This window comes from Mycobacterium sp., assembly GCF_035640695.1.
Taxonomy (GTDB): domain Bacteria; phylum Actinomycetota; class Actinomycetes; order Mycobacteriales; family Mycobacteriaceae; genus Mycobacterium.
Genome location: NZ_DASQVQ010000187.1, coordinates 1 through 23,317 on the forward strand (window position 1 = coordinate 1; position 23,317 = coordinate 23,317).

Annotated in this window: 27 protein-coding genes; 8 read left to right on the forward strand and 19 right to left on the reverse strand. The window is 67.6% G+C overall.

Features of this window, described 5'->3' with window-relative positions:
* The 4 genes from VE759_RS21835 to fadD5 all read right to left on the reverse strand — a co-directional run.
* A partial coding sequence (locus tag VE759_RS21835) for an MlaD family protein (protein WP_324936335.1) occupies window positions 1–240 on the reverse strand: 240 nt, incomplete at its 3' end.
* Window positions 241–244: 4 nt separating this feature from the next.
* Window positions 245–1,117: an ABC transporter permease gene (locus tag VE759_RS21840; RefSeq protein ID WP_324936337.1), complete on the reverse strand. Its 873-nt coding sequence runs from the start codon at window positions 1,115–1,117 to the stop codon at window positions 245–247.
* A gap of 1 nt (window position 1,118) precedes the next feature.
* Window positions 1,119–1,916: an ABC transporter permease gene (locus VE759_RS21845; RefSeq protein WP_324936339.1), complete on the reverse strand. Its 798-nt coding sequence runs from the start codon at window positions 1,914–1,916 to the stop codon at window positions 1,119–1,121.
* 214 nt (window positions 1,917–2,130) lie between these two features.
* The gene (gene fadD5 / locus VE759_RS21850) at window positions 2,131–3,765 is read right to left on the reverse strand and encodes a fatty-acid--CoA ligase FadD5 (RefSeq protein ID WP_324936341.1); all 1,635 of its coding nucleotides are present in this window, start codon (window positions 3,763–3,765) and stop codon (window positions 2,131–2,133) included.
* A gap of 158 nt (window positions 3,766–3,923) precedes the next feature.
* Between fadD5 and VE759_RS21855 the strand changes: the two genes are divergently transcribed.
* The gene (locus VE759_RS21855) at window positions 3,924–4,607 is read left to right on the forward strand and encodes a GntR family transcriptional regulator (protein WP_324936343.1); all 684 of its coding nucleotides are present in this window, start codon (window positions 3,924–3,926) and stop codon (window positions 4,605–4,607) included.
* 22 nt (window positions 4,608–4,629) lie between these two features.
* Here VE759_RS21855 and VE759_RS21860 read toward each other — a convergent pair whose 3' ends face one another.
* Both VE759_RS21860 and VE759_RS21865 read right to left on the reverse strand, forming a co-directional pair.
* Window positions 4,630–5,073 carry an SRPBCC family protein gene (locus VE759_RS21860; RefSeq protein ID WP_324936345.1) on the reverse strand — a complete coding sequence of 148 codons (444 nt, stop codon included), beginning with the start codon at window positions 5,071–5,073 and terminating at the stop codon, window positions 4,630–4,632.
* Window positions 5,074–5,078: 5 nt separating this feature from the next.
* Window positions 5,079–5,759 (reverse strand): TetR/AcrR family transcriptional regulator, encoded by a 681-nt coding sequence (locus VE759_RS21865; protein ID WP_324936347.1) that lies wholly within the window; start codon window positions 5,757–5,759, stop codon window positions 5,079–5,081.
* A 194-nt stretch (window positions 5,760–5,953) separates the two neighbouring features.
* On the opposite strand from VE759_RS21865, the gene VE759_RS21870 reads away from it, so the two are divergent.
* Complete coding sequence (locus tag VE759_RS21870; RefSeq protein ID WP_324936349.1) at window positions 5,954–6,082, forward strand: hypothetical protein; 129 nt, start codon at window positions 5,954–5,956, stop codon at window positions 6,080–6,082.
* A 3-nt stretch (window positions 6,083–6,085) separates the two neighbouring features.
* Here VE759_RS21870 and VE759_RS21875 read toward each other — a convergent pair whose 3' ends face one another.
* From VE759_RS21875 to VE759_RS21895, 5 genes are all read right to left on the reverse strand, one after another.
* On the reverse strand, window positions 6,086–7,507 hold the full coding sequence (locus tag VE759_RS21875; protein ID WP_324936351.1) for an NAD(P)(+) transhydrogenase (Re/Si-specific) subunit beta: 1,422 nt from the start codon (window positions 7,505–7,507) through the stop codon (window positions 6,086–6,088).
* Window positions 7,504–7,833, reverse strand: coding sequence for an NAD(P) transhydrogenase subunit alpha (locus tag VE759_RS21880; RefSeq protein ID WP_324936352.1), 330 nt, complete (start codon window positions 7,831–7,833; stop codon window positions 7,504–7,506). Before VE759_RS21880 ends, VE759_RS21875 begins: the two co-directional genes overlap by 4 nt.
* Window positions 7,834–8,922, reverse strand: a complete 1,089-nt coding sequence (locus VE759_RS21885) for a Re/Si-specific NAD(P)(+) transhydrogenase subunit alpha (RefSeq protein WP_324936354.1) — start codon at window positions 8,920–8,922, stop codon at window positions 7,834–7,836.
* 95 nt (window positions 8,923–9,017) lie between these two features.
* Window positions 9,018–9,473, reverse strand: a complete 456-nt coding sequence (gene cynS, locus VE759_RS21890) for a cyanase (protein ID WP_324936356.1) — start codon at window positions 9,471–9,473, stop codon at window positions 9,018–9,020.
* A gap of 69 nt (window positions 9,474–9,542) precedes the next feature.
* On the reverse strand, window positions 9,543–10,181 hold the full coding sequence (locus tag VE759_RS21895; protein WP_324936358.1) for a response regulator transcription factor: 639 nt from the start codon (window positions 10,179–10,181) through the stop codon (window positions 9,543–9,545).
* A 165-nt stretch (window positions 10,182–10,346) separates the two neighbouring features.
* Here VE759_RS21895 and VE759_RS21900 point away from each other — a divergent pair, with 165 nt between their 5' ends.
* The 5 genes from VE759_RS21900 (at window position 10,347) to VE759_RS21920 (ending at window position 14,250) form a co-directional block, all read left to right on the forward strand.
* Window positions 10,347–10,697, forward strand: coding sequence for a hypothetical protein (locus tag VE759_RS21900; RefSeq protein WP_324936360.1), 351 nt, complete (start codon window positions 10,347–10,349; stop codon window positions 10,695–10,697).
* Window positions 10,698–10,866: 169 nt separating this feature from the next.
* The gene (phoU, locus tag VE759_RS21905) at window positions 10,867–11,556 is read left to right on the forward strand and encodes a phosphate signaling complex protein PhoU (RefSeq protein WP_324936362.1); all 690 of its coding nucleotides are present in this window, start codon (window positions 10,867–10,869) and stop codon (window positions 11,554–11,556) included.
* A 154-nt stretch (window positions 11,557–11,710) separates the two neighbouring features.
* Entirely contained in the window at window positions 11,711–12,172 is a 462-nt protein-coding gene (locus VE759_RS21910) for a hypothetical protein (RefSeq protein ID WP_324936364.1), read from the forward strand.
* Window positions 12,173–12,234: 62 nt separating this feature from the next.
* Entirely contained in the window at window positions 12,235–13,446 is a 1,212-nt protein-coding gene (locus VE759_RS21915) for an acyl-CoA dehydrogenase family protein (protein WP_324936412.1), read from the forward strand.
* Window positions 13,447–14,250, forward strand: a complete 804-nt coding sequence (locus tag VE759_RS21920) for a tyrosine-protein phosphatase (protein ID WP_324936366.1) — start codon at window positions 13,447–13,449, stop codon at window positions 14,248–14,250. It abuts the gene before it with no gap.
* Here VE759_RS21920 and VE759_RS21925 read toward each other — a convergent pair.
* The 8 genes from VE759_RS21925 to VE759_RS21960 form a co-directional block, all read right to left on the reverse strand.
* Entirely contained in the window at window positions 14,247–14,732 is a 486-nt protein-coding gene (locus VE759_RS21925; RefSeq protein WP_324936368.1) for a DUF456 domain-containing protein, read from the reverse strand. The two genes, VE759_RS21920 and VE759_RS21925, sit on opposite strands and share 4 nt — an antisense overlap.
* 16 nt (window positions 14,733–14,748) lie before the next feature.
* On the reverse strand, window positions 14,749–15,612 hold the full coding sequence (locus VE759_RS21930; RefSeq protein WP_324936370.1) for an SDR family oxidoreductase: 864 nt from the start codon (window positions 15,610–15,612) through the stop codon (window positions 14,749–14,751).
* Window positions 15,613–15,631: 19 nt separating this feature from the next.
* Window positions 15,632–17,041 (reverse strand): aldehyde dehydrogenase family protein, encoded by a 1,410-nt coding sequence (locus VE759_RS21935; RefSeq protein ID WP_324936372.1) that lies wholly within the window; start codon window positions 17,039–17,041, stop codon window positions 15,632–15,634.
* 68 nt (window positions 17,042–17,109) lie between these two features.
* On the reverse strand, window positions 17,110–18,030 hold the full coding sequence (locus VE759_RS21940) for a class I SAM-dependent methyltransferase (RefSeq protein WP_324936374.1): 921 nt from the start codon (window positions 18,028–18,030) through the stop codon (window positions 17,110–17,112).
* Window positions 18,027–18,968, reverse strand: a complete 942-nt coding sequence (locus VE759_RS21945; RefSeq protein WP_324936376.1) for an SAM-dependent methyltransferase — start codon at window positions 18,966–18,968, stop codon at window positions 18,027–18,029. Before VE759_RS21945 ends, VE759_RS21940 begins: the two co-directional genes overlap by 4 nt.
* On the reverse strand, window positions 18,965–19,960 hold the full coding sequence (locus tag VE759_RS21950; RefSeq protein WP_324936378.1) for a class I SAM-dependent methyltransferase: 996 nt from the start codon (window positions 19,958–19,960) through the stop codon (window positions 18,965–18,967). Before VE759_RS21950 ends, VE759_RS21945 begins: the two co-directional genes overlap by 4 nt.
* A 75-nt stretch (window positions 19,961–20,035) precedes the next feature.
* A complete protein-coding gene (locus VE759_RS21955; protein WP_324936380.1) occupies window positions 20,036–20,401 on the reverse strand; it encodes a hypothetical protein in 366 nt (121 codons plus the stop codon).
* Between the two features lie 29 nt (window positions 20,402–20,430).
* Complete coding sequence (locus tag VE759_RS21960) at window positions 20,431–21,069, reverse strand: TetR/AcrR family transcriptional regulator (protein WP_324936382.1); 639 nt, start codon at window positions 21,067–21,069, stop codon at window positions 20,431–20,433.
* A gap of 62 nt (window positions 21,070–21,131) precedes the next feature.
* On the opposite strand from VE759_RS21960, the gene VE759_RS21965 reads away from it, so the two are divergent.
* On the forward strand, window positions 21,132–23,285 hold the full coding sequence (locus VE759_RS21965; protein WP_324936384.1) for an FUSC family protein: 2,154 nt from the start codon (window positions 21,132–21,134) through the stop codon (window positions 23,283–23,285).
* The last annotated feature ends 32 nt before the right edge of the window (window positions 23,286–23,317 follow it).

Consider the following 23,317-nt stretch of genomic DNA (forward strand, 5'->3'; position numbering starts at 1 on the left):
CTGCTCAAGCAGGTCGATCTTGGCGACCCGGCCGATCTCCACACCGTTGTAGGTGACCTTGCCCCCGCGATCCATCGACAACCCCGCGCGCCCGGCAATCATCGTCAACTGCGTCTTCGGCGTGAAATCACCGCGGAACTGGAAAAACACCAGCGCCAAGATCACCAGCAAGATCACCAACAAAAGAGCTCCCGCCGTCTTGTACGGCGGGTTGCGCGGGGTGTTCAGCGGAGCCGTCATACGGTTACACCGTCAGGTTGAAGTTGGCGTTGACACCGTAGAGCGCCAACGCGGCCAACAGGACTACCACCACGACCGAGACCAGCGAGAACCGCATCGACCGGCCGACGGCCTCGCCCACGCCGACGGGCCCGCCGCTGGCGGTGTAGCCGTAGTAGCAATGGGTGACCATCACGATCGCCGCGATGATGATGGCCTCGAGGAACGACCAGAAGACGTCTTCGGGCCGCAGGAAGGTCCGGAAGTAGTGCTCGTAGGTGCCCGAGGGCTGACCGTACAAGATCGTCGTGACGACTTGCGGAGACAGGAACGACATCAGCATCGCCGCGGCATACAGCGGGACGATCACCACTAGCCCGGCCATCACCCGGGTGGACACGAGGTACGCGACCGACTTGATGCCCATGACCTCCAATGCATCGATCTCCTCGCTGATCCGCATGGCACCCAACTCCGCGGTGGCGCCGGCGCCGACCGTGGCCGCCAGCGCGACACCGGTGACGACGGGGGCGGCGATGCGCACGTTGACCAATGCGGCGAAGAAACCGGTGAACACCTCGACGCCGATGTAGCCCAGTGACGCGAAGCCCTGGATGGCGACCAGTGAACTGCCGGACAGCGTCACGAAGGCGACGATGATGACGGTGCCGCCAATGACTGCCATCGCGCCGGTGCCCATGCCGACCTCGGCGACCAGGCGCAGGGTCTCTTTGCGGTAACGCCGCAGCGCGTACGGCATCTGGCCGACCGCCTGCACGATGAACCAGGCGAGGGCACCCGTGGTGCCGAGCGCGCGTGCGGGTGCGGCACTGATGCGGGTGGCGCGCTCGTAGGCCCGCGGGAACCGGGCACGCAGTACGGCATTCGTCGACGTCATCTCAGCGCCCCGTTCCGAACCGCACACCGATCGTGGTCAGCACCACGTTGACCGCGTACAGCGCAACGACGCAAAGCACCACCGTCTCGTTCACGGCGGTGCCGACGCCCTTGGACCCGCCGGAAACGGTGAGGCCCCGGTAACAGCCGACCAAGCCGGCGATCAAGCCGAACACGCCGGCCTTGATCGTCGCGATGACGACCTCGGGCAGGCCGGTGATCAGGGTCAGCGTGGTGAGGTATGCGCCGCCCGACACGTTTTGCAGATACACACCGAAGATGTAGCCGCCGACGAGGCCGACGGTGATCACGAGACCGTTGAGTAGCAGGGCGACGAAGGTGGCGGCGAGCACCCGAGGTACCACCAGTCGGTGGACGGGATCGATGCCGAGCACTTCCATCGCGTCGATTTCCTCGCGGATGGTGCGGGCGCCGAGGTCCGCGCAGATCGCGGTCGAGCCCGCGCCGGCGACCACGAGCACCGTGGTCAGCGGGCCGAGCTGGGTGACCGCGCCGATCGCCGCACCCGCGCCCGAGATGTCGGCGGCGCCGAACTCCCGCAACAGGATGTTCAGCGTGAAGATGAGGAGCACGGTCAACGGGATGGAGACCGCGATCGTCGGCAACAGCGAGACGGAAAACAGGAACCAGCACTGCGAAATGAACTCGCGCCACTGGAACGGCCAGCGGAACAGCGCCCTGACGGTCAGCACGCACATCCGGAAGAAGCCACCAACGGCCTCGAGCGCGGGCCTGGTCTGGTCCCGCACATAACCGGTGATCCCGGTCGAGGTGCTCATCCGATCACCCGCACGACATCACGTCGATCGTCGCGGCGCAATCGCCCGCTTAGTCGCACGCCCTCTCCTTGTCCCTGCCCCGGCTGTGTGACGGCGTCCGGCTACTCATCGGTACTTAGACGGACCACAGGAATGTACCCGATGGCGGTGGGACATTGCACCGCATCCGCACGATTAACGTCCGGTGAACTGCTATCAAACAAACCGCCTCCGATCAGCCATCACCCGCCACCGCGGAAATCGTTGGGGCACAACAAGTTCGGGTTTGAACGCGGGTCAGATCGGGGCCGCCGAAGCGGTCCCGCAGTTCGGTCTTGAGAACTTTGCCGGCGGGGTTGCGGGGCAGCGCGTCGACGATCTCCAGTCCCTTCGGATGCTTATAACGCGCCAGCCGCTCGCTTAGGAATCTCTCAAGATCAGACACGGTGAGGCCGTCGTCGGTGACGGCCGCGACGGCGATCGGAACCTCGCCCCATCTCTCGTGGGCGCGCCCGATCACCGCGACTTCGACGATTGCCGGGTGGCTCGCGAGCACATTCTCGACCTCGGCGCAGTAGATGTTCTCCCCGCCCGAGATGATCATGTCCTTCTTGCGGTCGACGACCCAGACGTAGCCCTCGTCGTCCTGGCGGACCAGGTCGCCGGAGTGGAACCAGCCGCCGGCAAAGGCCTCGGCGGTGGCCTCCGGGTTGTTCCAATAACCGGCCATCAAGGTCGGGGCCCGATACACGATCTCGCCGACCCGGCCGACGGGGACGTCGTCCATGTCGTCGTCGACCACGCGCGCGGCGACGGTCGGGATGACCTTGCCCACCGAGCCGAGCTTGCGGATCGCGTCGTCGCCGAGCAGCACGCAAGTCACCGGCGACATCTCGGTCTGGCCGAACGCCGCGAGAATCCGGGTGCCGGGAAATGTCTGGGCCATCTGACGCAGCAGGGTGTCCGACGCGGGGGCGGCACCCCATGACATCACGCGCAGCGCGACGTGGCGAGGGTTCGCCCGCTGCTCGGCGCAGACCGCCTGCCACTGCGCCGGCACCAGGAAAAGCGACGTCACCCGCTCGGCTTCCAGCACGTCAAGCAGCGCGCCGGGATCGAACGCGCCGAGTGGGTAGATCACGGTCGGGAGGCCCAGCAGCAGTCCGACGAGCATGCTGCCGATGCCGGCGATGTGGAACAACGGAACGCCGATGAACCCGACGTCGTGGTTGAGGTCAACACCGTTGGTGCTCAGCGCGCTCAGGGCCTGACCGGTCAGGTTGGTGTGGGTCAGCACCGCACCCTTGGGCACCCCGGTGGTGCCGGACGTGTACATGATCAGCGCCGGGCTCTCGTTGGGGATGTCAACGATCGCGTGCGGCTCGCCGTCCTCCGCCAGCAAGTCCTGGTAACCCAGCACGCCGTCGTCGGTCGATGCTCCGGCGACGATCACCGTGGCCAGTGTCGGGTCGAGCTCGCGCACCCCGGTGGCCACGCCGGCGAGCACTGACTCGGTGATCATCACGCGCGCTTGGCAGTCCGAGACGAGGTAACCGATCTCTGGCGGGGTCAGTCGGAAGTTGACCGGCACCGCGATCGCGCCGAGTGTGTTGACCGCCAGCACCGATTCGATGTATTCGACGCGGTTGAGCATCAGGATCAGCACGCGCTCGCCGAACCCGACGCCGCGGCGGCTCAGTGCGTCGGCGAGCGCGTTCACCCGCGAGTCGAGCTGGGCCCAGGTGGTGGTCCTGCCGAGGTAGCGCAGGGCGGTCGCGTCGGGCTGCATCAGGGCGTGGCGGGCCAGCTGGTTGCACCAGTTCTGCCGCCGCGCCAGATACGGCTGGTCGGTGGGACGCGGAGCGCTCAACTGCGTTGGCCCCTTCGGTGGTTAATCGGGTTGCGCAGAGTTGATATTTGATCAAACATGGTTGTTGCCTCGGTCACACTATGATCTTGACGGTCCGGGGGCAACCCCACGGCTGCAAAGGCGGCCGGATCGTGACCCATAGCCCGAGGAGGGCGAACGTGAACGCACCGGCGCGGGGGCGGCGGCCAACGGTGCGACGCGAGCAGCTGTCCGACGAAGTGGCCGCGCATCTGCGCGCGGCGATCATGTCCGGGGCGCTGCGGCCCGGCACGTTCATCAGGCTGGACGAGACGGCCGCCGAACTCGGCATGAGCATCATGCCGGTGCGCGAGGCACTGCGGACGTTGCGCGGGGAGGGCATGGTCCGGCTCGAGCCGCACCGGGGTCACGTCGTCGCGGCGCTGAGCCGCAGCGACATCGAGGACATCTTCTGGCTGCAGTCGACGATCGCGCGTGAGCTCGCCGCCAGCGCGGCGGAACGGATCACCGAACCCGAGATCGACGAACTGGAGCGGCTCAACGAGTCGATGGCGACTGCGGTCGAAGACGGCGACGCCGAGACGGTCGCGGCCGCGGTGTTCGACTTCTACCGGGTGTTCAATCGGGCGACCGGCCGGATCAAGCTGGCGTGGTTTCAGCTGCATGTCGGACGGTATCTGCCGCCGATGGTCTATCCGCTGGACCGAGACTGGGGCAGGAAAGCCGTCGACATCCACCGCCGGCTCGTCACGGCGCTGCGCCGGCGGGATGTCGACGCCGTCGTGGCGCTGACGACGCGCGAAATCACCGACGGTTCGCGGCGGCTGATCGACCGACTGGAGGCCACGGGGGTCTGGAAGTGAGCGCGCGCTAGGCGCCGGCGGGCTAGGCGCCGGCGGCCATCTGTTCGGCGCGGGCCTTCAGGTTTTCGGCCAGGTAGTCAAGCGCGTCGTTGACGACCTTCTTCACCATCATGTTCGGCACCGACATCTTCGTCTCGACCTCGAGGTCGACGGTCAGCAGCGACGACGACCCGATCGGCACCACCGAGAACGTCTGCACCTGCTTCTCGAACACGTCGCCCTGCTGCAGCAGCGTGTAGATCTGCGCCGGGCTCGGGTAGTAGACCGCGCAGATGTAGGTGCCCGCCATGCCCTGGACCTCCACGTCGAGGCGCAGCTGGCTGGGCCGGCCGTCGTGGTAGCGGGCGAGGATCCAGCAGCCCCTTACCTCTTTGTTCCAGTGCGGATAGGCCTCGAAGTCGGCGACGATGGACATGATCAGTTCCGGCGGGGCGGCCACCTCGACGGTCTTGCTCACGATCGGCATGCGGTCTAACCCGCCGTCGGTTCGGCGTGCGGCGCCGCACCGAGCGGCACGCCGAGCGGCTCGGTCTCGCGCACGGTCTCGTCGCGAATCAACCCGCGCAGCAGCGCGGTGCTGAACTCGACGGCGATCTCGTCGGCGGTCCGGCGCCCGCTGGGCCGCAGCCACCGGTATGAGCCCAGCGTCATCCCGATGTAGCCCAGCGCCACGACATGCGAGTCGCATTCATAGAACTCGCCGCTGGCGATGCCGCGGTCGATGACGCCGTGCACGTGCTCGTAGACCTGCGTCTCGGCCGACCGGATGTAGGCAACCTGGTCCTCGGTGAACCACTCGGTGATGTACGGGCCCTCCTGGAAGTACACCGCGGCCTGTTCGATGTTGTTCGCGATGTTGGTCAGCAGCCGCACGGTGAAGTTGTAGATCGCCTCGCGCGCCGACCACGACGGGTCGTCGTGCACCGCGGCCAGCGTGCCGTCGGCCGCTCGCCGGTAGATGTCGTAGAGGATCAGCGACTTGCTGGCGTAGTAGTGGTAGACCGTCGCCTTGTTCAACCCGACCACGTCGGCCACGTCGTCCATCCGGGTGCCGTGGTAGCCGCGCGCCGCGAACAGCTTGGTGGCGACGGCCAGCAACTCCTCGCGACGGGACAACCCGTTCGCGGTCTCGGCGCCGGTTTCGGTAGGCATGGCGACTCACTATAGGTAGGACCGGACGCCGTCCGGTTGTCAATCAACTGGTTGGACAGTTTAGGTCAAGCCGCTGCGGCGGCGCCGTCATCTGCATCGTCATCTGCATCGTCATCTGCGCCGTCATCGAGACCGCGATCGGGACTGCCGGGATACACTGCCGAAAACGTCGCGTCACACTTGGGAGGTATCTGATGGATCCGAGTCCCGACTACGACGCGAGCGACGAGCTCGAATACTTCTTCGGCTGGTTCGCCTGGGGGCTGCGCGGGATTTCCGGCCCCGGCGGCGGCTACCCACCGGCGGCCTATCCGCCGGTCTAAGCGCTACAGCGCCTTCAACTCCTCGGTGACCTGGGTGACCGACTTTTTGGCGTCGCCGAAGAGCATGGTGGTGCCGTCGGCGTAGAACAGCGGGTTGTCGATGCCGGCGAAGCCGGAGTTCATCGACCGCTTGAGCACGATCACCGATTTGGACTTGTCGACGTTGAGGATCGGCATGCCGTAGATCGGCGAGTTCGGTTCGCTGCGCGCGGCCGGGTTGGTGACGTCGTTGGCGCCGATGACGAGCGCGACGTCGGTGCGGCCGAATTCGTCGTTGATGTCGTCCATTTCCTTCATCACGTCGTATTCGACGTCGGCCTCGGCCAGCAGCACGTTCATGTGCCCGGGCATCCGCCCGGCCACTGGGTGAATCGCGTATTTCACCGCAACGCCGCGGTCTTCGAGCAGGCTGGCCATGTCCTTGACCGCGTGTTGGGCCTGGGCGACGGCCATGCCGTAGCCGGGCACCACGATGACCTGGTTGGCGTAGGCCATCTGGATCGCGGCGTCGGCCGCCGAGGTGGACTTCACGGTGCGGTCCACGCCGTCGCCCCCGGAGACCGCGACCCCGCCGCCGCCGAACCCGCCGGCCACGATCGCCGGGATGGACCGGTTCATCGCCTTGGCCATCAGGTTGGTCAGGATCGAACCCGATGCGCCGACGATCATGCCCGCCACGATCATCGCGGTGTTGTTCAGCGCCAAACCCGCTGCGGCGGCTGACAATCCGGTCAGCGCGTTGAGCAGGGAGATGACCACGGGCATGTCCGCGCCGCCGATCGGCAGCACCACCATCAGGCCCAGCACGCCGGCGGCGGCCAGCAATCCGATCATCCACCACAGCGACGCCCCACCGCCGGGGTGGGCGTTGATACCGATCACGATCGCCGAGGCGACGGCGGCGATGAGCAGCAGCACGTTCAGTGGCTGCTGGGCCCTGCCCAGCCCGATCGGGCGGCCGGGCAGGATTTCCTGCAGCTTGCCGAACGCGATGATCGACCCCCAAAACGAGATCGACCCGATGATCGCGGCGAACAGCGACGCCACGACGATGTGCGCGGTCGGCGCTTCGCCGTGGTGGAACGCCGAAAAACCGCTGGTGTCAATGAATTCCGACAACGCGATCAGCGCGACCGTGCCGCCGCCGACGCCGTTGAACAGCGCCACCAGTTGTGGCATCGCGGTCATCTTCGTCAGCCGAGCCGGCGGAACCCCCAGCACCACGCCGAGCAGCAGTCCGGCGACGATCAACGCCCAATTGTGGGTGTGGCGGATCGCGATCAACGTGGCCAGCACCGCGACCGCCATGCCCGCCGCGGCGATCCAGTTGCCGCGCACCGCGGTTTTCGGCCCGGTCAACCCCATCAGGCCGTAGATGAACATCCCAAACGCGACGACGTAGAGCACCGCGACCAGTTCGGTCATCGCCCTTGCCCGTTCGTCTCGACCTTGACCGGCGCAGGTTTGCGGGACTTGAACATGCCCAGCATCCGGTCGGTGACCACGAATCCGCCGATCACGTTCAGGGTGCCGAACACCACCGCGACGAACAAGATGATCTGCTCGGCGACCGACGGATGCTCGATGCGGCCCAACACCACCAGCGCGCCCAGCAAGACGATGCCGTGGATCGCGTTGGTGCCCGACATCAACGGCGTGTGCAGGGTGTTGGGCACCTTGGAGATCACCGCGAACCCGACGAAGCCGGCCAGCACCAGAATCGCCAGGTTGGCCAGGAGTTGGGTGTACATCTATGCCTCCCCGTTGCGCGTGATGCAGGCCGCCGCGACCACTTCGTCGTCGAAATCGGGCGCCAGCTTGCCGTCGGTGACCAACAGGTCCAACAGTGCCGTGATGTTCTTCGAATACAGCTCGCTGGCGTGCTCGGGCATCGTCGCGGGCAGATTCAACGGCGCGGCGATCGTGACGTCGTGTTTGACCACGGTCTTGCCCGGCTCGGTCAGTTCGCAGTTGCCGCCGGTCTCCCCGGCCAAATCGACCACCACGCTGCCCGGCGACATGCCCTGCACCGCCTCGGCGGTCACCAGCCGCGGTGCCGCCCGGCCCGGCACCAGCGCCGTGGTGATCACCACGTCGAACCCGGTGATCGCCTCGGCCAGCTTCTTCTGCTGCTGGATGCGCTCCTCATCGGTCAGCTCGCGCGCGTAGCCGCCCGCACCGGCGGCGTCGATGCCCAGGTCCAGCCACTGCGCCCCCACCGAGAGCACCTGCTCGGCCACCTCGGGGCGCACGTCATACCCGGTGGTGCGGGCGCCGAGGCGCTTGGCGGTGGCCAACGCCTGCAGACCCGCCACCCCGACCCCCAGCACCAACACGGTGGCCGGCTTCACCGTGCCCGCGGCGGTGGTCAGCATCGGGAAAAACCGGGTCAGCTCCGATGCGGCCACCACCACCGCCTTATAGCCGGCCACGTTGGCCTGCGACGACAACGCGTCGATCGCCTGGGCGCGGGATATCCGCGGCACCGCCTCCAGCGCAAACCCCTGCACTCCGGCCCGGGTGAGCGCGGGGATGACGTTATCCGGGTCGCGCGGGGCCAAAAAGCCGATCAGGGTTTGACCACGGTGCAATTTGGCCACTTCCGCCGCGGTGGGCGGCGCCACCTTGACGACCACCTCGGCCGCCCACGCATCGCCGATCGTCGCGCCGGCCTCGGTGTACAACCCGTCGGGCAGCAACGCCTTGTCGCCGGCGCCGGCCTCCACCACCACGGCCAGCGCCCGAGATGCCAGCGCCGAGACCGCCTTCGGGACCAGCGCGACCCGCCGCTCCCCCGCCGCCGACTCCCGCACGACGCCGATCGTCGTCTGCTCTGTCATGACGTGTCAGATCTCTACTTCCCCCGCCGGAACCACCCTGCGGTAAGCATTGAACAACCTACTAGGACGGGACCGGGCGCCTAACTCGCCGCGGCTCAGTGTTCGGCGGCGGCCCACTCGTACGGCAGGAACTTGCCGTCGAACGTCACGACCACGCGGTCGCCGGCCGGGTGCGGCTTCTTCTCCAGCTCGACGCTGAAGTTGATCGCGCTCATGATGCCGTCGCCGAACCGCTCGTGTATCAGTTCCTTGATCGCCGGCCCGTACACCTGAAGGACCTCGTAGAAGCGGTAGATGGTCGGGTCGGTGGGCACCGCGGTCGGCAGCCCGCCGCGCATCGGCGCCGCCGCGAGCACCGGCACCGCCGCTTCGTCCAGGCCGAGCATTTCGACGAGCGCCTTACCCTTGTCGACCGGAATCGGGTGCTGGCCCAACAGCGCAGCGGTGGTCCACACCACCGGCTTGTCGATCGCGTCGGCGAGCTGCTGCCACGTCAATCCCTTGTCCAGCCGGGCCGCGACGACCTGAGCTGTGATCTCGTCTCTCGTCATGCCGCCAGGATGCCCGATGGACATTTCGAGTGCATGACTTCGACTATCCGATGGAAGGGCCGGTTCACGCTATTCCAGGAGCCGCCGTCGCATCGCCTCGGCGACTGCCGCGGCCCGATCGCCGACACCCAACTTCTCGTAGAGCCGCTGGACGTGGGTCTTGATCGTCGAGGGAGCGAGGTACAACTCCGCGGCCATCGCCGGAATGCTGAGGCCGCGGGCGATGAGGTTGAGCACCTCGCGCTCGCGCGGGCTCAACACCGGGCCTGCCGGTTCCGCGCGCCGACGGATCTCGCCGGCCAAGCCCGCCGCGAGGCCCGGCGAAAGGACGTCGCGGCCCTTGGCGCAGTTCAGTACCGCGTTGACGATCTCGCTGCGCGTCGACTCCTTGGGCAGGAATCCGGCGGCACCCTCCGATAGGGCGTGGTAGACGATCGCGGATTCGTCGTGCGCCGACACCAGCAGCACGCGCGTGGGCAGCTCGTCGCGCTTCACCGCCGCGGCGACCTGAGCACCGTCCATGCCGGGCATCCGGTAATCGAGCAGAGCGACGTCGGGTTGGTGTTGCTTGATCAACTCGAGCGCACCGACACCGTCGTCGGCCTCGGCGACCACGTCGACCTCCCCGCTTGAGGCCAGTGCCCGCACCACGCCGTCGCGGAACAGTGGGTGATCGTCACCCACCACCACGCGGACCTTTTTAACCATGGCTGGTCCTTGGCCGGGCCAAACCGGACATGGTGGCAGCTTCTCACAGCAAACGGCGCCGATTGCCCCGATCGGTGGACTCGTGATTGATCAGTGCACCGGCATGGCGGGCTTTTCAGTTCCGAACGACGCGCACCGCACACAGCCATCGGTTAGGTTGTCCCAGTGCGTTCAGACAGGGCCGCCGATCTACAGCAAGCGGAGTATTTTCGGCTGCTTCTCACCGAATGCTGTGCCGAGATCGATCGCCGGATTGGCAAATACCACGACGCGCTCGCCCGCTGTCAGGCCCGCGGCAACACCGACGACGCGCGGCGATTGCGGCGCACGCTCCGCGCGGAGGAGCGGGAACGCCAGTCACTCGAGCGGATGCTCGCTGCGCTTCGTCAGCGCTTCGATTCGGCTCATCCGCGAGCCTGCGATAGCTCGCCCCGGCGGCCGCCGGCGTCGGCCATCAGCCACGACGGCCGGTCGGTGTTGCCGAGTGGCCACGCGAAGCTGCCGGTACGGTGGTAGCGAATTCCGGCGAATGAAGTCGACCAAAACGGTGAAATGCTTCGTTCACCAATCGGCCATGGGACACGCCTAGCTGGCCCGGCGAAAATCCATCACGCTATCGGTTGATACCCAGGAAAGCCGGGTAAACCGGTGAAAAGTAGCCGAGGCCGACAGGGATGGATCGCTAGTGCGCACAGTGTTCCACCAGCAGCTTGACGCGCTCACGCGACGGCTGGCCGACATGTGCGGGCTGGCTGGCACGGCGATGGAGCGGGCGACCACGGCGCTGCTCGAGGGCGATCTCGAGCTTGCTGAAAGGGTTATCAGCGATCACGACAAAATCACCTCGATGACCGCCGACACCGAGGCCACCGCCTTCACCCTGCTGGCCTTGCAGGCACCGGTGGCCCGTGACCTACGCGCGATCGTCAGCTCCATTCACATTGCCGCCGACGTGGACCGGATGGGCGTGCTCGCGTGGCACGTGGCCAGGATCGCCCGCCGCAGCCATCCCGCCTTGGCGCTGCCGGATGAGGTGCGGAAGTATTTCGCGGAGATGGGCGCGCTGGCAGTGCAGTTGGGTGAGGACGCCCGTGAGGTGCTCTTGTCGCGCGACCCGTACCTGGCTGCCCAGGTGCGGCACGCGGATGACGCGATGGACTCGCTGCACCGGCACCTGTTCACGATCGTGATGGACCCGGAGTGGAACCACGGCATCGCCGCGGCCGTGGACATCACCCTGTTGAGCCGCTTCTACGAGCGGTTTGCCGACCACGCCGTCGAGGTGGCCCACCACATCATCTTCTGCGCGACGGGCCAGTACCCGGAGACCGCGGGCAAGAAGGACAACGAGGAGTTGTCGCACCAGCGCGCGTGACCGGTGGGCGGTTGTTGTGCGGGTTGGCAAAAAGCACGACAAATCCCCGCGCCGGGGGTGAGTACGGATGCAAAATGGGTATCCGAGCGTTGACGATTACGACGGCGACGGGGCCACGTCAGTCCGTTAACGCACGAGTGCGCAAGGGGTGCCTATGGGGGTCGCCACACGCGCAACAACTCTGGGGTTGATGTCCGCGGTGCTGCTGGGAGCGTGCAGTGCGAATGACGGTGCGCACCGCGCCGGCTCCGAGACGAACCGGCCAATCCCGGCCGCAGCCACCTCGGCGGCCCCGATTGCGGCGCCCGGCTACGCCACACCTCCGCCGGACGTCGAGGGCAACCCGCCGTGCCCGGTCGCGGACGCCTGGGGCAAGGCCCCCACCGACAAGGGCATCTTCGTGACTTACTGGGGTAGCCAACCGGACTACGTCACCGCGCTGGTGCGCACCAGCCTCGGTACCGACTACGCCAAGTCGGCCAACATCGACCCGGTTGCACAGCCGATCATTTTCGACTTTCCCAACATCGACGTCGCGACCGTGCGCGAAGTACTGATCACCACCAACGTCAGACGGTGTTTCGCGACACCGGATCCGGCGACAAGCGGCCGCTGAACGGTTGGTGCGTCACCACAGCGGAATGTCGTGTCCGTAGTCTGGCTGCCATGGACTTCGCGATGTCAGCCAGGGCACAGGATTACCATAAGCGGCTCAGCGCCTTCATGACCGAGTTCGTGTTCCCCGCCGAAGCCACCTACCACAGGTACCGGCAGGAACGCGGCCCGACCGATCACACTCCGCCGCCGGTCATCGAGGAGCTCAAGGCGCTGGCCAAGGAGCGCGGCCTGTGGAACCTGTTCTTGCCGCCGGTGTCGGGCCTGACCAACACTGAATACGCGCCGCTGGCCGAGCTGACCGGGTGGAGCCCGGAGATCGCCCCGGAGGCGCTGAACTGCGCCGCGCCCGACACCGGCAACATGGAGATCCTGCACCTGTTCGGCACCGAGCAGCAGCGGCAGGATTGGCTGGAACCGCTGCTGGCCGGGGAGATCCGCAGCGCGTTCTCGATGACCGAGCCGGCGGTGGCCAGCAGTGACGCCACCAACATCGCCACCACCATCGCCCGCGACGGCGACGAGTACGTGATCAACGGCCGCAAGTGGTGGAGCTCGGGTGTGGCCGACCCGCGCTGCAGGGTGCTGATCGTGATGGGCAAGACAGATCCCGACGCGGCGCCGCACCTCCAGCAGTCGATGGTCCTGGTGCCGATCGACACGCCGGGGGTGAACATATTGCGGGACTTGCCGGTGTTCGGCTGGCACGACCAGCACGGCCACGGCGAAGTCGAGTACGACAACGTCCGGGTGCCGGCCACCAACCTGCTCGGCGAGGAGGGCTCCGGCTTCGCGATCGCGCAGGCCCGCCTCGGGCCCGGCCGCATCCACCACTGCATGCGCGCGCTGGGCGCGGCCGAGCGGGCGCTCGCGCTGATGGTGGACCGGGCCCGCACCCGGGTCGCGTTCGGCCGCGCGCTGGCCGAGCAGGGTGTCGTCCGCGAGTCGATCGCCAAGTCGCGCAACGAGGTCGACCAGGCGCGGCTGCTGTGTGAGAAGGCCGCGTGGACCATCGACCAGCACGGCAACAAGGAGGCCCGCCACCTGGTGGCCCAGATCAAGGCGGTCGCGCCGAAGGTGGCCTGCGATGTGATCGACCGCGCGATCCAGGTCCACGGCGGCGCTGGCGTCACCGAAGACACCCCGCTGGCGCAGATGTACGCGTGGCATCGCGCGATGCGGATCTTCGACGGTCCCGACGAAGTGCACATGCGGTCCATTGCGCGAGCCGAGATCGGCCGCGAGAAGAGCGCTTTCGCGGCGGCGGTCACCTAGGTGCTGAGGTTAAGCGGCGTCTGGAATCTGCGGGACGTCGGCGGACTCACCACGCCCGGCGGGGCCACCGTGCGCACCGGCCGGTTCCTGCGGTCAGGCCAGTTGAGCTGGCTTGACGACGCCGGCGGGAAAATGCTGCAGGACACCGGAATAACCGATGTGGCCGATCTGCGCTCGCCGCACGAGCTGGAACGCTACGGCCCCGATCGGGTGCCCGACGGCATCGTCGTTCACAATCTGCCGTTTCCCGACATCGACGGCGCCGAGGGCGAGGCTCCGCACGAAGAGGCCTACCGGCGGGTGGTCCGGGAAGGCACCACCGACGAGGAATTGCCCGCCGCCGAAGCGAAGTTCATGAAGCAGGAGTACCGCCGCTTCGCCAGACTCCAGGGCGCGCAGCGGGCCGTGCAACGGCTGATCTCGTTGCTCGGCGAGGGAAAGCCCGTCCTCGCGCATTGCTTCGCCGGCAAGGACCGCACGGGCTTCGCGGTCGCGGTGGTGCTCGCGACGCTCGGTGTCGACCGCGAAGCGATCATGGACGACTACATGCGAAGCAACGACGCGGTGCCAGAGCTTCGTGACCTGATGTTGGATATGCTGGCGAGTCGCACCGACATCTCCGACGAGGCAAGGGAGCTGGCGCAGCGCCGGCTGTCGACCAACGTGCTTGGTGTCCGCCGCGAATATCTGAGCGCCGCACTGGAAACCATCGACGAGGACTACGGCTCACTGGACGGCTACCTGCGCGCCGCCGGCGTCGAACCGCGAGACATCGAGGCAATGCGCGCGGCGCTGCTTGGCTAGGTGCCGGCGAACACGGCGAGCAGCCAGACGCCGGTGGCCAACAGTGCGCCGGTCAGCTCGATCAGTGTCGACAACGCGACGCCTTTCAACGCTGCCACCGTCGATGTCCACGCCAGCCGCTGATCGCGGCGGCGTCCCAACTCGACGAGGTAGATGCCGAGCACGAAGCCGATCGCGAGCCCGAGCACCGGTATCACGAAGAATCCGATGATGCCGAGCACCCCGCCGAGGACGAGGCTTGACGCGGGCACGTCGACTCGACGCATGCGCCGCATCGGCCACAGGTACTTGATGACGGTGGTGACGGCCAGCAGAGCGGTAACCGCCGCCAGCGTCACCCACGACAACGGCGTGCGTTCGTAGAACGCCCACACCGCGATCGCGCCCCAAACCAGCAGGATTCCGGGAAGTATCGGCAACACGATGCCGACAAGGCCGACCGCGATCGCGAGCGCGACCAGGACTATGCCGCCGGTGCTCACTAGCTTGGCGGGTCGCTCAACCCAGGCTGAAGGTGGCCTGCTTGGCGTCGGACAAGTCGGTGATCTCGGCCCAGTGCGCGGCGATGTCGTCCACCGACGGCGGGGTGTCGAACTTCGGCCCCTTGTTCTGGAACAGCGCCACCCGCTGCACCGAACCGCCGCCGACGATGAACACCGAACCGCTGTCCGTCGACTCCTCGGTGCACAGGTACGCCACCACCGGCGCCACATACTCGGGCTTCAGCTTGTCCAAGACCTCGGGGGGCAGGATGTCCTCGGTCATCCGGGTCGCCGCGACGGGCGCGACCGCGTTGGCATGGATGTTGTATTTCGCGCCCTCCTGGGCCAGCGTGTTGATCAGTCCGACCAACCCGAGCTTGGCGGCGCTGTAGTTGGCCTGCCCGAAGTTGCCGAACAGCCCGCTGGTCGAGGTGGCCACCACCACGCGCCCGTAGCCTTGTTCGCGGAAGTGGGGCCAGGCCGCGCGGATCACGTTGTAGCCGCCGTAGAGGTGCACCTTCAGCACGGAGTCCCAGTTCTCGAACGGCATCTTGTGGAACGTGCCGTCCCGCAGGATTCCGGCGTTGCTGACCACACCGTGGATGGCCCCGAACTCGTCGAGGGCGGTCTTGACGATGTTCGCCGCGCCGTCGGTGTCCGCGACGTTGCCATAGTTCGCCACCGCGCGGCCACCGGCCTCCTTGATCTCGGCGACCACACTGTCGGCCATCGCCGAGCCGGCGCCGGTGCCGTCGCGGGCACCGCCGAGGTCATTGACGACCACGTTGGCGCCCTCGCTGGCCAGGGTCAGCGCGTACTGGCGACCAAGCCCTCCGCCGGCTCCGGTGACGACGATGACACGATCCTGCACTCCTGGCATCGGGTTCCTTTCTTGAACGCTAGAACAGCCTGCGGGCGAGCTTCCACGCCTTCTCGGTGTACGGCGGGTAGATGAAGCCGGCGAGGTCGGGTCGGGTGGGCTTGGTCAGCACCGACTTGCGGTGGCTGAACTCCTCGAAGCCCCAGCGGCCGTGGTAGGCCCCCATGCCGGACGCACCGACCCCACCGAACGGCAGCTTGGCCGTCGACACCTGGAACGCGAGGTGGTTGACCAGCATGCCACCGGCCGGCACCTGCTTGATCACGCGTTCCCGCACCGCACGCGTGCTGGTGAACAGGTACGCCGACAACGGCTTCGGCCGGGCGTTGACGAATTTGATTGCCTCGTCGAGGGATTCGACGGTGATGATCGGCAGGATCGGGCCGAAGATCTCGTTGCGCATCAACGGCTCATCGGGGTCGGGGTCGACGACCACGGTGGGTTGCAGGCGCAGCTCCGACCGGTCGGAGCCACCGCCGACTGCGACGGCGCCCTTCGTTTCGGCCAGGTAGCCGGTCAGCCGGTCAAACTGGCGCTGGTTGACGATTCGCATGCCGGCCGGCTGGTCCGACCCGAACCTGGTGATCGATTGGTTGATCTTGTTCACGAGGTCGTCGCGAATCTTCGCGTCGGCCAGCACGTAATCGGGTGCGACGCAGGTTTGGCCGCCATTGAGCAGCTTGATCCATGCGATCCGCTTGGCGGCGACGTCGATGTCGGCGTCCGCCGCGACGATCACCGGGCTCTTGCCGCCGAGTTCGAGCGTTACCGGGGTCAGGTGCGGCGCCGCGCCCTCGTAGACCTTGCGGCCGATCTCGGAGCTGCCGGTGAACAGCACGCGGTCGAAGCCCTGCGCGATGAGCTGCTGGCTCACCGCGCCGTCGCCCTCGACGACCGCGATCGCGTCGTCGTCGAGGTAGCGCGGCACCAGCTCGGCCATCAATCGTGAGGAGGCGGGCGCGATTTCGGACGGCTTGAGAACGACGGTGTTGCCGGCCGCGATCGCGCCGACCGCCGGGCCGAGGGTCAGATAGAACGGGTAATTCCACGCGCCGATGATCAGCACGGTGCCGTACGGCTCGTACTCGATCCAGCCGCGCCCCGGCAGCTGAGCGAGCTCGAGCAGCCGGTGGCGGCGCCGCATCCACCTGCCGACATGCTTGGCGGCGTAACGCGCCTCGGCGGCGGTGGTGGCAGAGTCGGCCAGCCACGCCTCAAACGGTTTGCGGTCAAGGTCTGTTGCCAGCGCCGCGGCGATCGCCGACTCGTTGTCGACCATCATCCGTTCCAGCCGGCGCAGCTGCTGCTTGCGCCAGTCCGCACCGCGGGTGCGTCCGGTCGCGAAGGTGTCGCGCAGCTTGGCGACAATTGGGCCGATTTGCTGGTTGGGTGCGTCGACTGCCTTGGGTGCGACGGATTCGGTGGTCATGACGCGTCCTTCCAGACCGGCGGCGTGACGTGATCCTAACCAGCCGGTCGGGTCACGCCGCAGCCGCGTCAGGACTTCTGTGCGGTGACGAAGTTACCGACGACCGGCGGCTGCTTCTCGACCTGGTCCGGCAGCGGCCGACCCAGTCGCGCCAGGTAGTCACCGCCGGTGACCGATTCGGTGTGCCACCCGTGCGCGGCGAACCACTCCGCCGGGTCCGAGCGGTCGTCATCGTCGTACCAGAGGTCGCCCGGATCGAAGACGTTGTCTTGACCTAGTCGTGCCCGCAGCTCCTCGGCGCGCTGCCGCTGCCTGTCCATTGCGTCCCTGGCGGCGTCGTCGATCGCCCAGACCTCGAGCGCGACGCGGCTACCCGCCGCGCTCAGCGCCGTGACGTCGTCGAACATCCGGTCCTGGGCCTCACCCGGCAGGAACAGCAGCAGCCCCTCGGCGAGCCACGCCGTCGGCTGTGCTGGATCAAACCCGCTGTCTCGCAAGGACTTCGGCCAGTCGTAGCGGAGGTCGGCAGGCACCTCGCGGCGGGTCGCGGTCGGCTGACCGCCGTGGGCGGCCAACGTCGACGACTTGTACTCCAGGACCTTCGGCAGGTCGACCTCGTAGACGACGGTGCCAGCGGGCCAACCCAACCGGTAGGCCCGCGAGTCCAGCCCGGCGGCCAAGATCACGTGCTGGCGGATCCCGGCGTCGGCCGCCGCCGCGAAGAACGCATCGAAGAAATGGGTTCTTGCGGCCTGGTAGTCGACCATGTGCCGATAGATGTTCTCGAATTCCGCGTCGCTCGCGAACGTCGACGACATCTTGGACATCAGCTCGGACAGCTCCGGCGTCGAGATCAGCAGTTCGGCGAACTCGTCTCGGATCAGCGGCTGCTCGCTCGCCGTTTCCGCCGCCCGCGCGGCGGCCACCAGCACGGCCGTCGAGCCGACGCTGGTGGCGATGTCCCAGGAGTCGCCGTCGCTTCGGGTCATGCCGCGCCCGAAATCTCGGCGGTGACGAAGGTGGCGAAGGCATCTTCGTCGTCGTTCGCCAGCTCGACGTGGCGGCCCAGCCGGCGCTGCACCGCACGGGAATGAATGCCGGCGGCTCGCCAGCCGTGGTCGTTCAGCCAGGTGGTGACGTCGGCGCGGTCGGGATCGTCGTACATCAGGTCCTGGACGTCGAGGCTGTCCGGGAAGCCGAGTTGCTCCCGGATCCGCTCGAAGCGCTCCCGCATCTCCGCGCGCCGTTCGGGCGCGTGACTGCCGACGGTCTCCACCGCGATCCGGCTACCCGGTGCGCTCAGCGCGGTGACGAGCTCGAAGAGCCGGTCCTGAGCAGCCGCGGGCAGGTACATCAGCAAGCCCTCGGCCAACCATGCAGTCGGCTGATCGGAATCAAAACTACTGTCGCACAGGGCTTTCGGCCAGTCGAAGCGCAGATCCACCGGTACCTCGCGGCGCAGCGCCGACGGCTCGGCATCGTGCGCGGCCAGCGTCGCAGCCTTGTATTCGAGCACCTTCGGTTGGTCGATCTCGAATACGGTGGTGCCGGCCGGCCAGTCGAGCCGGTACGCGCGCGAGTCCAGCCCGGCGGCCAGGATGACGATCTGCCGGATACCCGCGGCCGCCGCGTCGGCGAAGAAGCCGTCGAAGAAGTGGGTCCGCACCGCCTGATAGGTGCGCATCTGCCGGAAGATCGCGGCCGCCTCGGGGTCGAGCTCGTCCAGCTTGGCCGCGACCGAGTCGTCGACCAGGAACTCCCACACGCCGGTGCCGGCGCCCGCCACCAGAATCTGGGCGTACGGGTCGTCGATGAGGTGGTCTGCCCTGGCGGTCTCGGCGGCCCGCGCCGCGGCCACCATCACCGCGGTGGAGCCGACGCTGGTGGCGATGTCCCAGGAGTCGTCGTGGGTGCGCAGCGCGCTCATCGCGATTCCAGCCGGCCGCTGAGAAGCACGCTGCTGACGGCTTCATCGGCCAGGTCCGGCGGAATCGGCCTGCCCAGTCGGGCCATCTCGGCACTGTTGGGGACGGCGTCGACGCGCCACCCATGCTCGGTCAGCCACTGCCCGGCGTCGGCGCGGTCCTCATCGCGGTAGGTCAGTGTCTCGACGTCGACGTCCAGTCCGAGTCGCTCCCGCATCGCCGCGGTCCGCCGCCGCCAGGCGCGGCGGCGGTGGCTCGTCAGCTTAGCGTTTTCGAATCCGAACGCCTCCACCGCGATTCGGCTGCCGACCGCACTCAACTCGGTCACCATCTCGAACAGCCGATCCTGGGCCGCGGCGGGCAAATACGGCAGCAGGCCCTCGGCAAGCCACGCGGTCGGCCGGCGGCGGTCAAAGCCGGCGGCCGTCAGCGCGGCCGCCCAGTCGTCACGTAGATCGATCGCGACGGGGCGGCGGTGGGCCTTCGGTACTGCGCCGAGGCCATCGAGTGTGTTTCCCTTATATGCAAGCACTTTGGGCTGATCGATTTCGTAGAGCGTGGTCCCGTCGGGCCAATCGAGGCGATACGCCCGGGAATCCAGCCCGGCCGCGAGGATCACCACCTGCGCGATGCCCGCGCGCATTGCGGCGCGAAAGTATGCGTCGAAGTAATGCGTGCGGACGGCCTGATAGTCGCGCGCCATCGTCTGCGCACGGCGCCCGGGCTCGTCGTCCTCGAGCCAGCCGAGGTCGCCGCTGGCAAGTCGGGCCCAGGCGGGACCCGCGGACGACACCAGCGGATAGGCAAAATCATCGCGAATCAGCGGGCTGTCCTGCGCGGTCTCGGCCGCGCGCGCGGCGGCCACGCCCAGGGCGGTGGCGCCCACACTCTCGGTGATTTCCCAGCTGTCCCCGTCGGTTCGAACGGATTGGACCTCGTCGGTGTCAAGTTCGACTGGGGTGTCAAGTTCGACTGGGGTGTCAAGTTCGCTCATTTCGTGAGCGATGCTACCTAACAACTTAGGTGGCCTATACGCAACGTGCCGGATATCACTCCGATGCGGCCGGGGTTATTCGACGACCGGGAACAGCGAATCTCCATCCTCGGGGGTGTCGTCGATCTGACCGCGATGATCATCGACGTCTCGTTGGATGTCCGGCGGCGGGAAGTCCGGTGCGCCCTCGGGCACGGTGGACGGTCGCGCCCCGAAGTCGGGCTCCTCGGCGGCAAGCTTGTCGTCGAGCGGCTCGCCCTCGCGCATCTCGCTGGCCGTCAGCCCGAACTTGTCGGCCTCGTGCCATTCGTCCGGCGGGTCGACCACCTCGTCGCCGTCGTCGTTGCGGACGTCATCGGGGTCGAGAGCTTCCGCCGGGGGCAGCGTGTCGCCGGGTGCGTCGTCGTCGGCGGTCGTCGGGTCGGGGCTATCGCTGACCATTACCGCCGGTTGCCCCGGGGCGCCAACGGCTAAACACTGGCCTGGCCGCCCAACACGGCACCGAATATGCGGCGGAACTGGTTGACGATCGTCTGCAACTCGGTGTGGTCGCCGACGAAGCCGGCGTAAAAGCCCATGCCCCAAAAGATCGCGACCATCAGTTCCACCAACGGCACGACCTCGGTGTCGGCCGGCAGTTCGCCTCGCTCGATCGCGCCGTTGATCATCGCGGTGAGAAAGAGCCGGGTGCCGGCGACGCCGTCGGATTCGCCCTGGCGAAGCTCGGGATGACGCTGCGCTTCGAGCACCGAGGTGACGAGAAACGCCGCCGCGGAGCGATCCGCGGAGTCGGCCTGCATCGCCACCGAGAGAAAACCCTCGATCTGGCTGATCAGGCTGCTTTCCGCGAGGACCTGCTCGGTGCCCTGCTGGATGACCCATGAGTTGGTCTGCTCGACCACTTCCTGCCACAAGATGCGCTTGCTGGCGAAGTAGTGGTTGATCGCGGGTCGAGTGAGGTCGGCGCGCACCGCGATGGCCTGAAACGTGGCGGCGTCGTAGCCGAGCTCGCTGAAGACATCGCGGGCCGCGCGGATGATGCGCTCGCGCGTTTCTGCCGCTTTTGCTGCTGGAGGCCGTCCTGGCCCCCGACTAGCAGCTTGCGGCATCAACGAATTGTGCCATGGCGTTAATAGGCGCGGGGCCACTTCAAGCGTTCTACCATCCAGCCATGCTGACGCCGGCCGGTCTGTTCCGCCGGGCGGCCGAACGGGTGCGAACGCGCGACCCGGAACGAGATGCGTTGCGCCGTGCGGTGCGCGCGGCGATCTTCGTGCCGCTTGCGGCCTTGGTGAGCTTCGGTGTGGTGGGGGGTTCGCAGGCGCCCCTGTTCACGATGATCGGCTCGATCTGGCTGCTGGTGCTGGCCGAATTCCCGGGCAACCGGCCCAACCGTGCGCTGGCCTACTGCGGGTTGGGTTTCAACGGCGCGGTCTTGATCACGCTCGGCACGCTGGTCGCGCCGATCACATGGCTTGCCGTTGCGGTGATGTTCGTCCTCGGCGTCGCGGTGACGCTGGCCGGTGTGCTCAGCGAAACGATCGCCGCGGGCCAGCGCGCGACGCTGCTGGCCTATGTGCTGCCGGTGTGTATACCGCTCGGCCCGATCGGCGAGCGGCTGCTGGGCTGGCTGATCGCATGGGTGGTCTGCGTGCCTGCCGCCTTGTTCTTCCTGCCGCCGCGCCATTACGCCGAGCTGCGCGGGCATGCGGCCGCGGTGTGCGCCGCGCTGGCGGATCGGCTTGACGGCTCGGGGTCGGCGGCGGATGTGACGGATGCGATGGACGCGCTGCGGCGCAACTTCTTGGCCGCCGACTTCCGCCCGGTGGGGTTGAGCGCGGGCAGCCGCGCGCTGGTGCGGGTGGTTGACGACCTGGATTGGGTGACCGACCGCCTCGACGACAACACCGGCGCGGCCCTGGCCGATATGAAGGAGCCCGCCGTCAAGGTGCTCCGCTGCTGCGCGCGGGTGCTTGATCCGGGGCGGGCGGGCGACCGGGAGGCCGACCGGGCCGCGCTCGAGGCCGCCCTGATGGAGTTGCGAGCGGTGGCGCGCGGCCGCTATCGCGAGGACATCGTCGCGCTGTTGGGCGCGACTGACGACGACGCGGCGGTCGCCGTCGGCCGGGAGCTGCTCAACCGCCGCACGATCGCGACGACGATCGGCCTCACCGGGCGCGTCATCGCATTGGTTGCGGCGGCCGACGCCCGCCCGGTGTGGGCGCGGGCACTGGGCCTGCGGCTGCCGCCCACCGGCGCCGCCGACCGCCTGATTCCGGAGACCGTCGCGGTTGCGACGATCCCGTCCGGCTTTCTTGCCACCAGATCGGTGGTTGCGCGCAACGCGGTGCGCACCGGATTCGGCCTGGCGCTTGCCGTGGCATACACGCACCTGTTTCCGATCGAGCACGGCTTCTGGGTGGTGCTGGGCGCTATCTCGGTGCTGGGCAGCAGCGCGCTGACCACCGGCACCAAGGTCATCCGCGCGATGATCGGCACCGCGATCGGCTTGGTCATCGGCGCAGGCATCATCGGCGTCATCGGTGTGCAGACCGCGGTGTTGGCGGCGCTGTTGCCGGTCGTGGTGTTCACCGCCGCCTATATCCCGCGGGTTGCTTCGTTTGCCGCGACTCAGGCCGCGTTCACGATGATGGTGCTCGTCGTCCTCAACCTGATCGCGCCGACCGGCTGGCGGGTCGGATTGATCCGCGTCGAAGACGTGGCGAGCGGCGCGACGATCGCGGTCGTGGCATCGGTGCTGCTGTGGCCGAGAGGTGCTTCGGCGTCGGTGTATGCCGTGATCAACGCCGCGATCGAGGTGGGGTCCCGGTACTTGCGGGTTGCGGTTCTTCGCATCACGCGCGGCGCGTCGGAGGCCATCGACGACGAGGTCGCGACGCTCAGCCACGACGCACTGGTGGCGTCGCGGACAGTGGATGACGCTCTGCGCCATTATCTTTCGGAAAGCGGGGGGGATACCGATCTGCGCGCGCCCGTCGTCCGCGCGGCCAACCGCGCGATCAGGCTGCGCGGCACGGCGGACGTCATCGCCGACATCAAGACGCCGCCACCGTCATCGGCGTATCCGCGAGCCCGTGCGGTGCTGGAGGCCCATGCCGAATCGGTGGCCGAGCGCATGACCGGCGTCACCGACAAGTCGTGGCCGCCGGTCAGCGACGACTTCGTGCGGGCGCTGCGGGCCGAGAGCACCGGCGACGATGCCGCCGTCAATGCCGCTTTGCCACTGGTGACGGTTGCGGCGAACCTCGGTGAACTCGAGCTGATCTATCCGACGCCCACCGAGGCGGCTGTGGTTCGGAGTTGAAGGACTTATGCAGTTGCCCGCCTTCGAGCGAC

Coding starts and splice junctions, on each gene's coding strand:
- VE759_RS21840 (WP_324936337.1), bottom strand. CDS start 1,117: ATGACGTCGACGAATGCCGTACTGCGTGCCCGGTTCCCGCGGGCCTAC.
- VE759_RS21845 (WP_324936339.1), bottom strand. CDS start 1,916: ATGAGCACCTCGACCGGGATCACCGGTTATGTGCGGGACCAGACCAGG.
- VE759_RS21860 (WP_324936345.1), bottom strand. CDS start 5,073: ATGCCGATCGTGAGCAAGACCGTCGAGGTGGCCGCCCCGCCGGAACTG.
- VE759_RS21865 (WP_324936347.1), bottom strand. CDS start 5,759: ATGCCTACCGAAACCGGCGCCGAGACCGCGAACGGGTTGTCCCGTCGC.
- VE759_RS21870 (WP_324936349.1), top strand. CDS start 5,954: ATGGATCCGAGTCCCGACTACGACGCGAGCGACGAGCTCGAATACTTC.
- VE759_RS21875 (WP_324936351.1), bottom strand. CDS start 7,507: ATGACCGAACTGGTCGCGGTGCTCTACGTCGTCGCGTTTGGGATGTTC.
- VE759_RS21880 (WP_324936352.1), bottom strand. CDS start 7,833: ATGTACACCCAACTCCTGGCCAACCTGGCGATTCTGGTGCTGGCCGGC.
- VE759_RS21885 (WP_324936354.1), bottom strand. CDS start 8,922: ATGACAGAGCAGACGACGATCGGCGTCGTGCGGGAGTCGGCGGCGGGG.
- cynS (WP_324936356.1), bottom strand. CDS start 9,473: ATGACGAGAGACGAGATCACAGCTCAGGTCGTCGCGGCCCGGCTGGAC.
- VE759_RS21895 (WP_324936358.1), bottom strand. CDS start 10,181: ATGGTTAAAAAGGTCCGCGTGGTGGTGGGTGACGATCACCCACTGTTC.
- VE759_RS21910 (WP_324936364.1), top strand. CDS start 11,711: ATGGGGGTCGCCACACGCGCAACAACTCTGGGGTTGATGTCCGCGGTG.
- VE759_RS21915 (WP_324936412.1), top strand. CDS start 12,235: ATGTCAGCCAGGGCACAGGATTACCATAAGCGGCTCAGCGCCTTCATG.
- VE759_RS21930 (WP_324936370.1), bottom strand. CDS start 15,612: ATGCCAGGAGTGCAGGATCGTGTCATCGTCGTCACCGGAGCCGGCGGA.
- VE759_RS21935 (WP_324936372.1), bottom strand. CDS start 17,041: ATGACCACCGAATCCGTCGCACCCAAGGCAGTCGACGCACCCAACCAG.
- VE759_RS21940 (WP_324936374.1), bottom strand. CDS start 18,030: ATGACCCGAAGCGACGGCGACTCCTGGGACATCGCCACCAGCGTCGGC.
- VE759_RS21945 (WP_324936376.1), bottom strand. CDS start 18,968: ATGAGCGCGCTGCGCACCCACGACGACTCCTGGGACATCGCCACCAGC.
- VE759_RS21950 (WP_324936378.1), bottom strand. CDS start 19,960: ATGAGCGAACTTGACACCCCAGTCGAACTTGACACCCCAGTCGAACTT.
- VE759_RS21955 (WP_324936380.1), bottom strand. CDS start 20,401: ATGGTCAGCGATAGCCCCGACCCGACGACCGCCGACGACGACGCACCC.
- VE759_RS21960 (WP_324936382.1), bottom strand. CDS start 21,069: ATGCCGCAAGCTGCTAGTCGGGGGCCAGGACGGCCTCCAGCAGCAAAA.
- VE759_RS21965 (WP_324936384.1), top strand. CDS start 21,132: ATGCTGACGCCGGCCGGTCTGTTCCGCCGGGCGGCCGAACGGGTGCGA.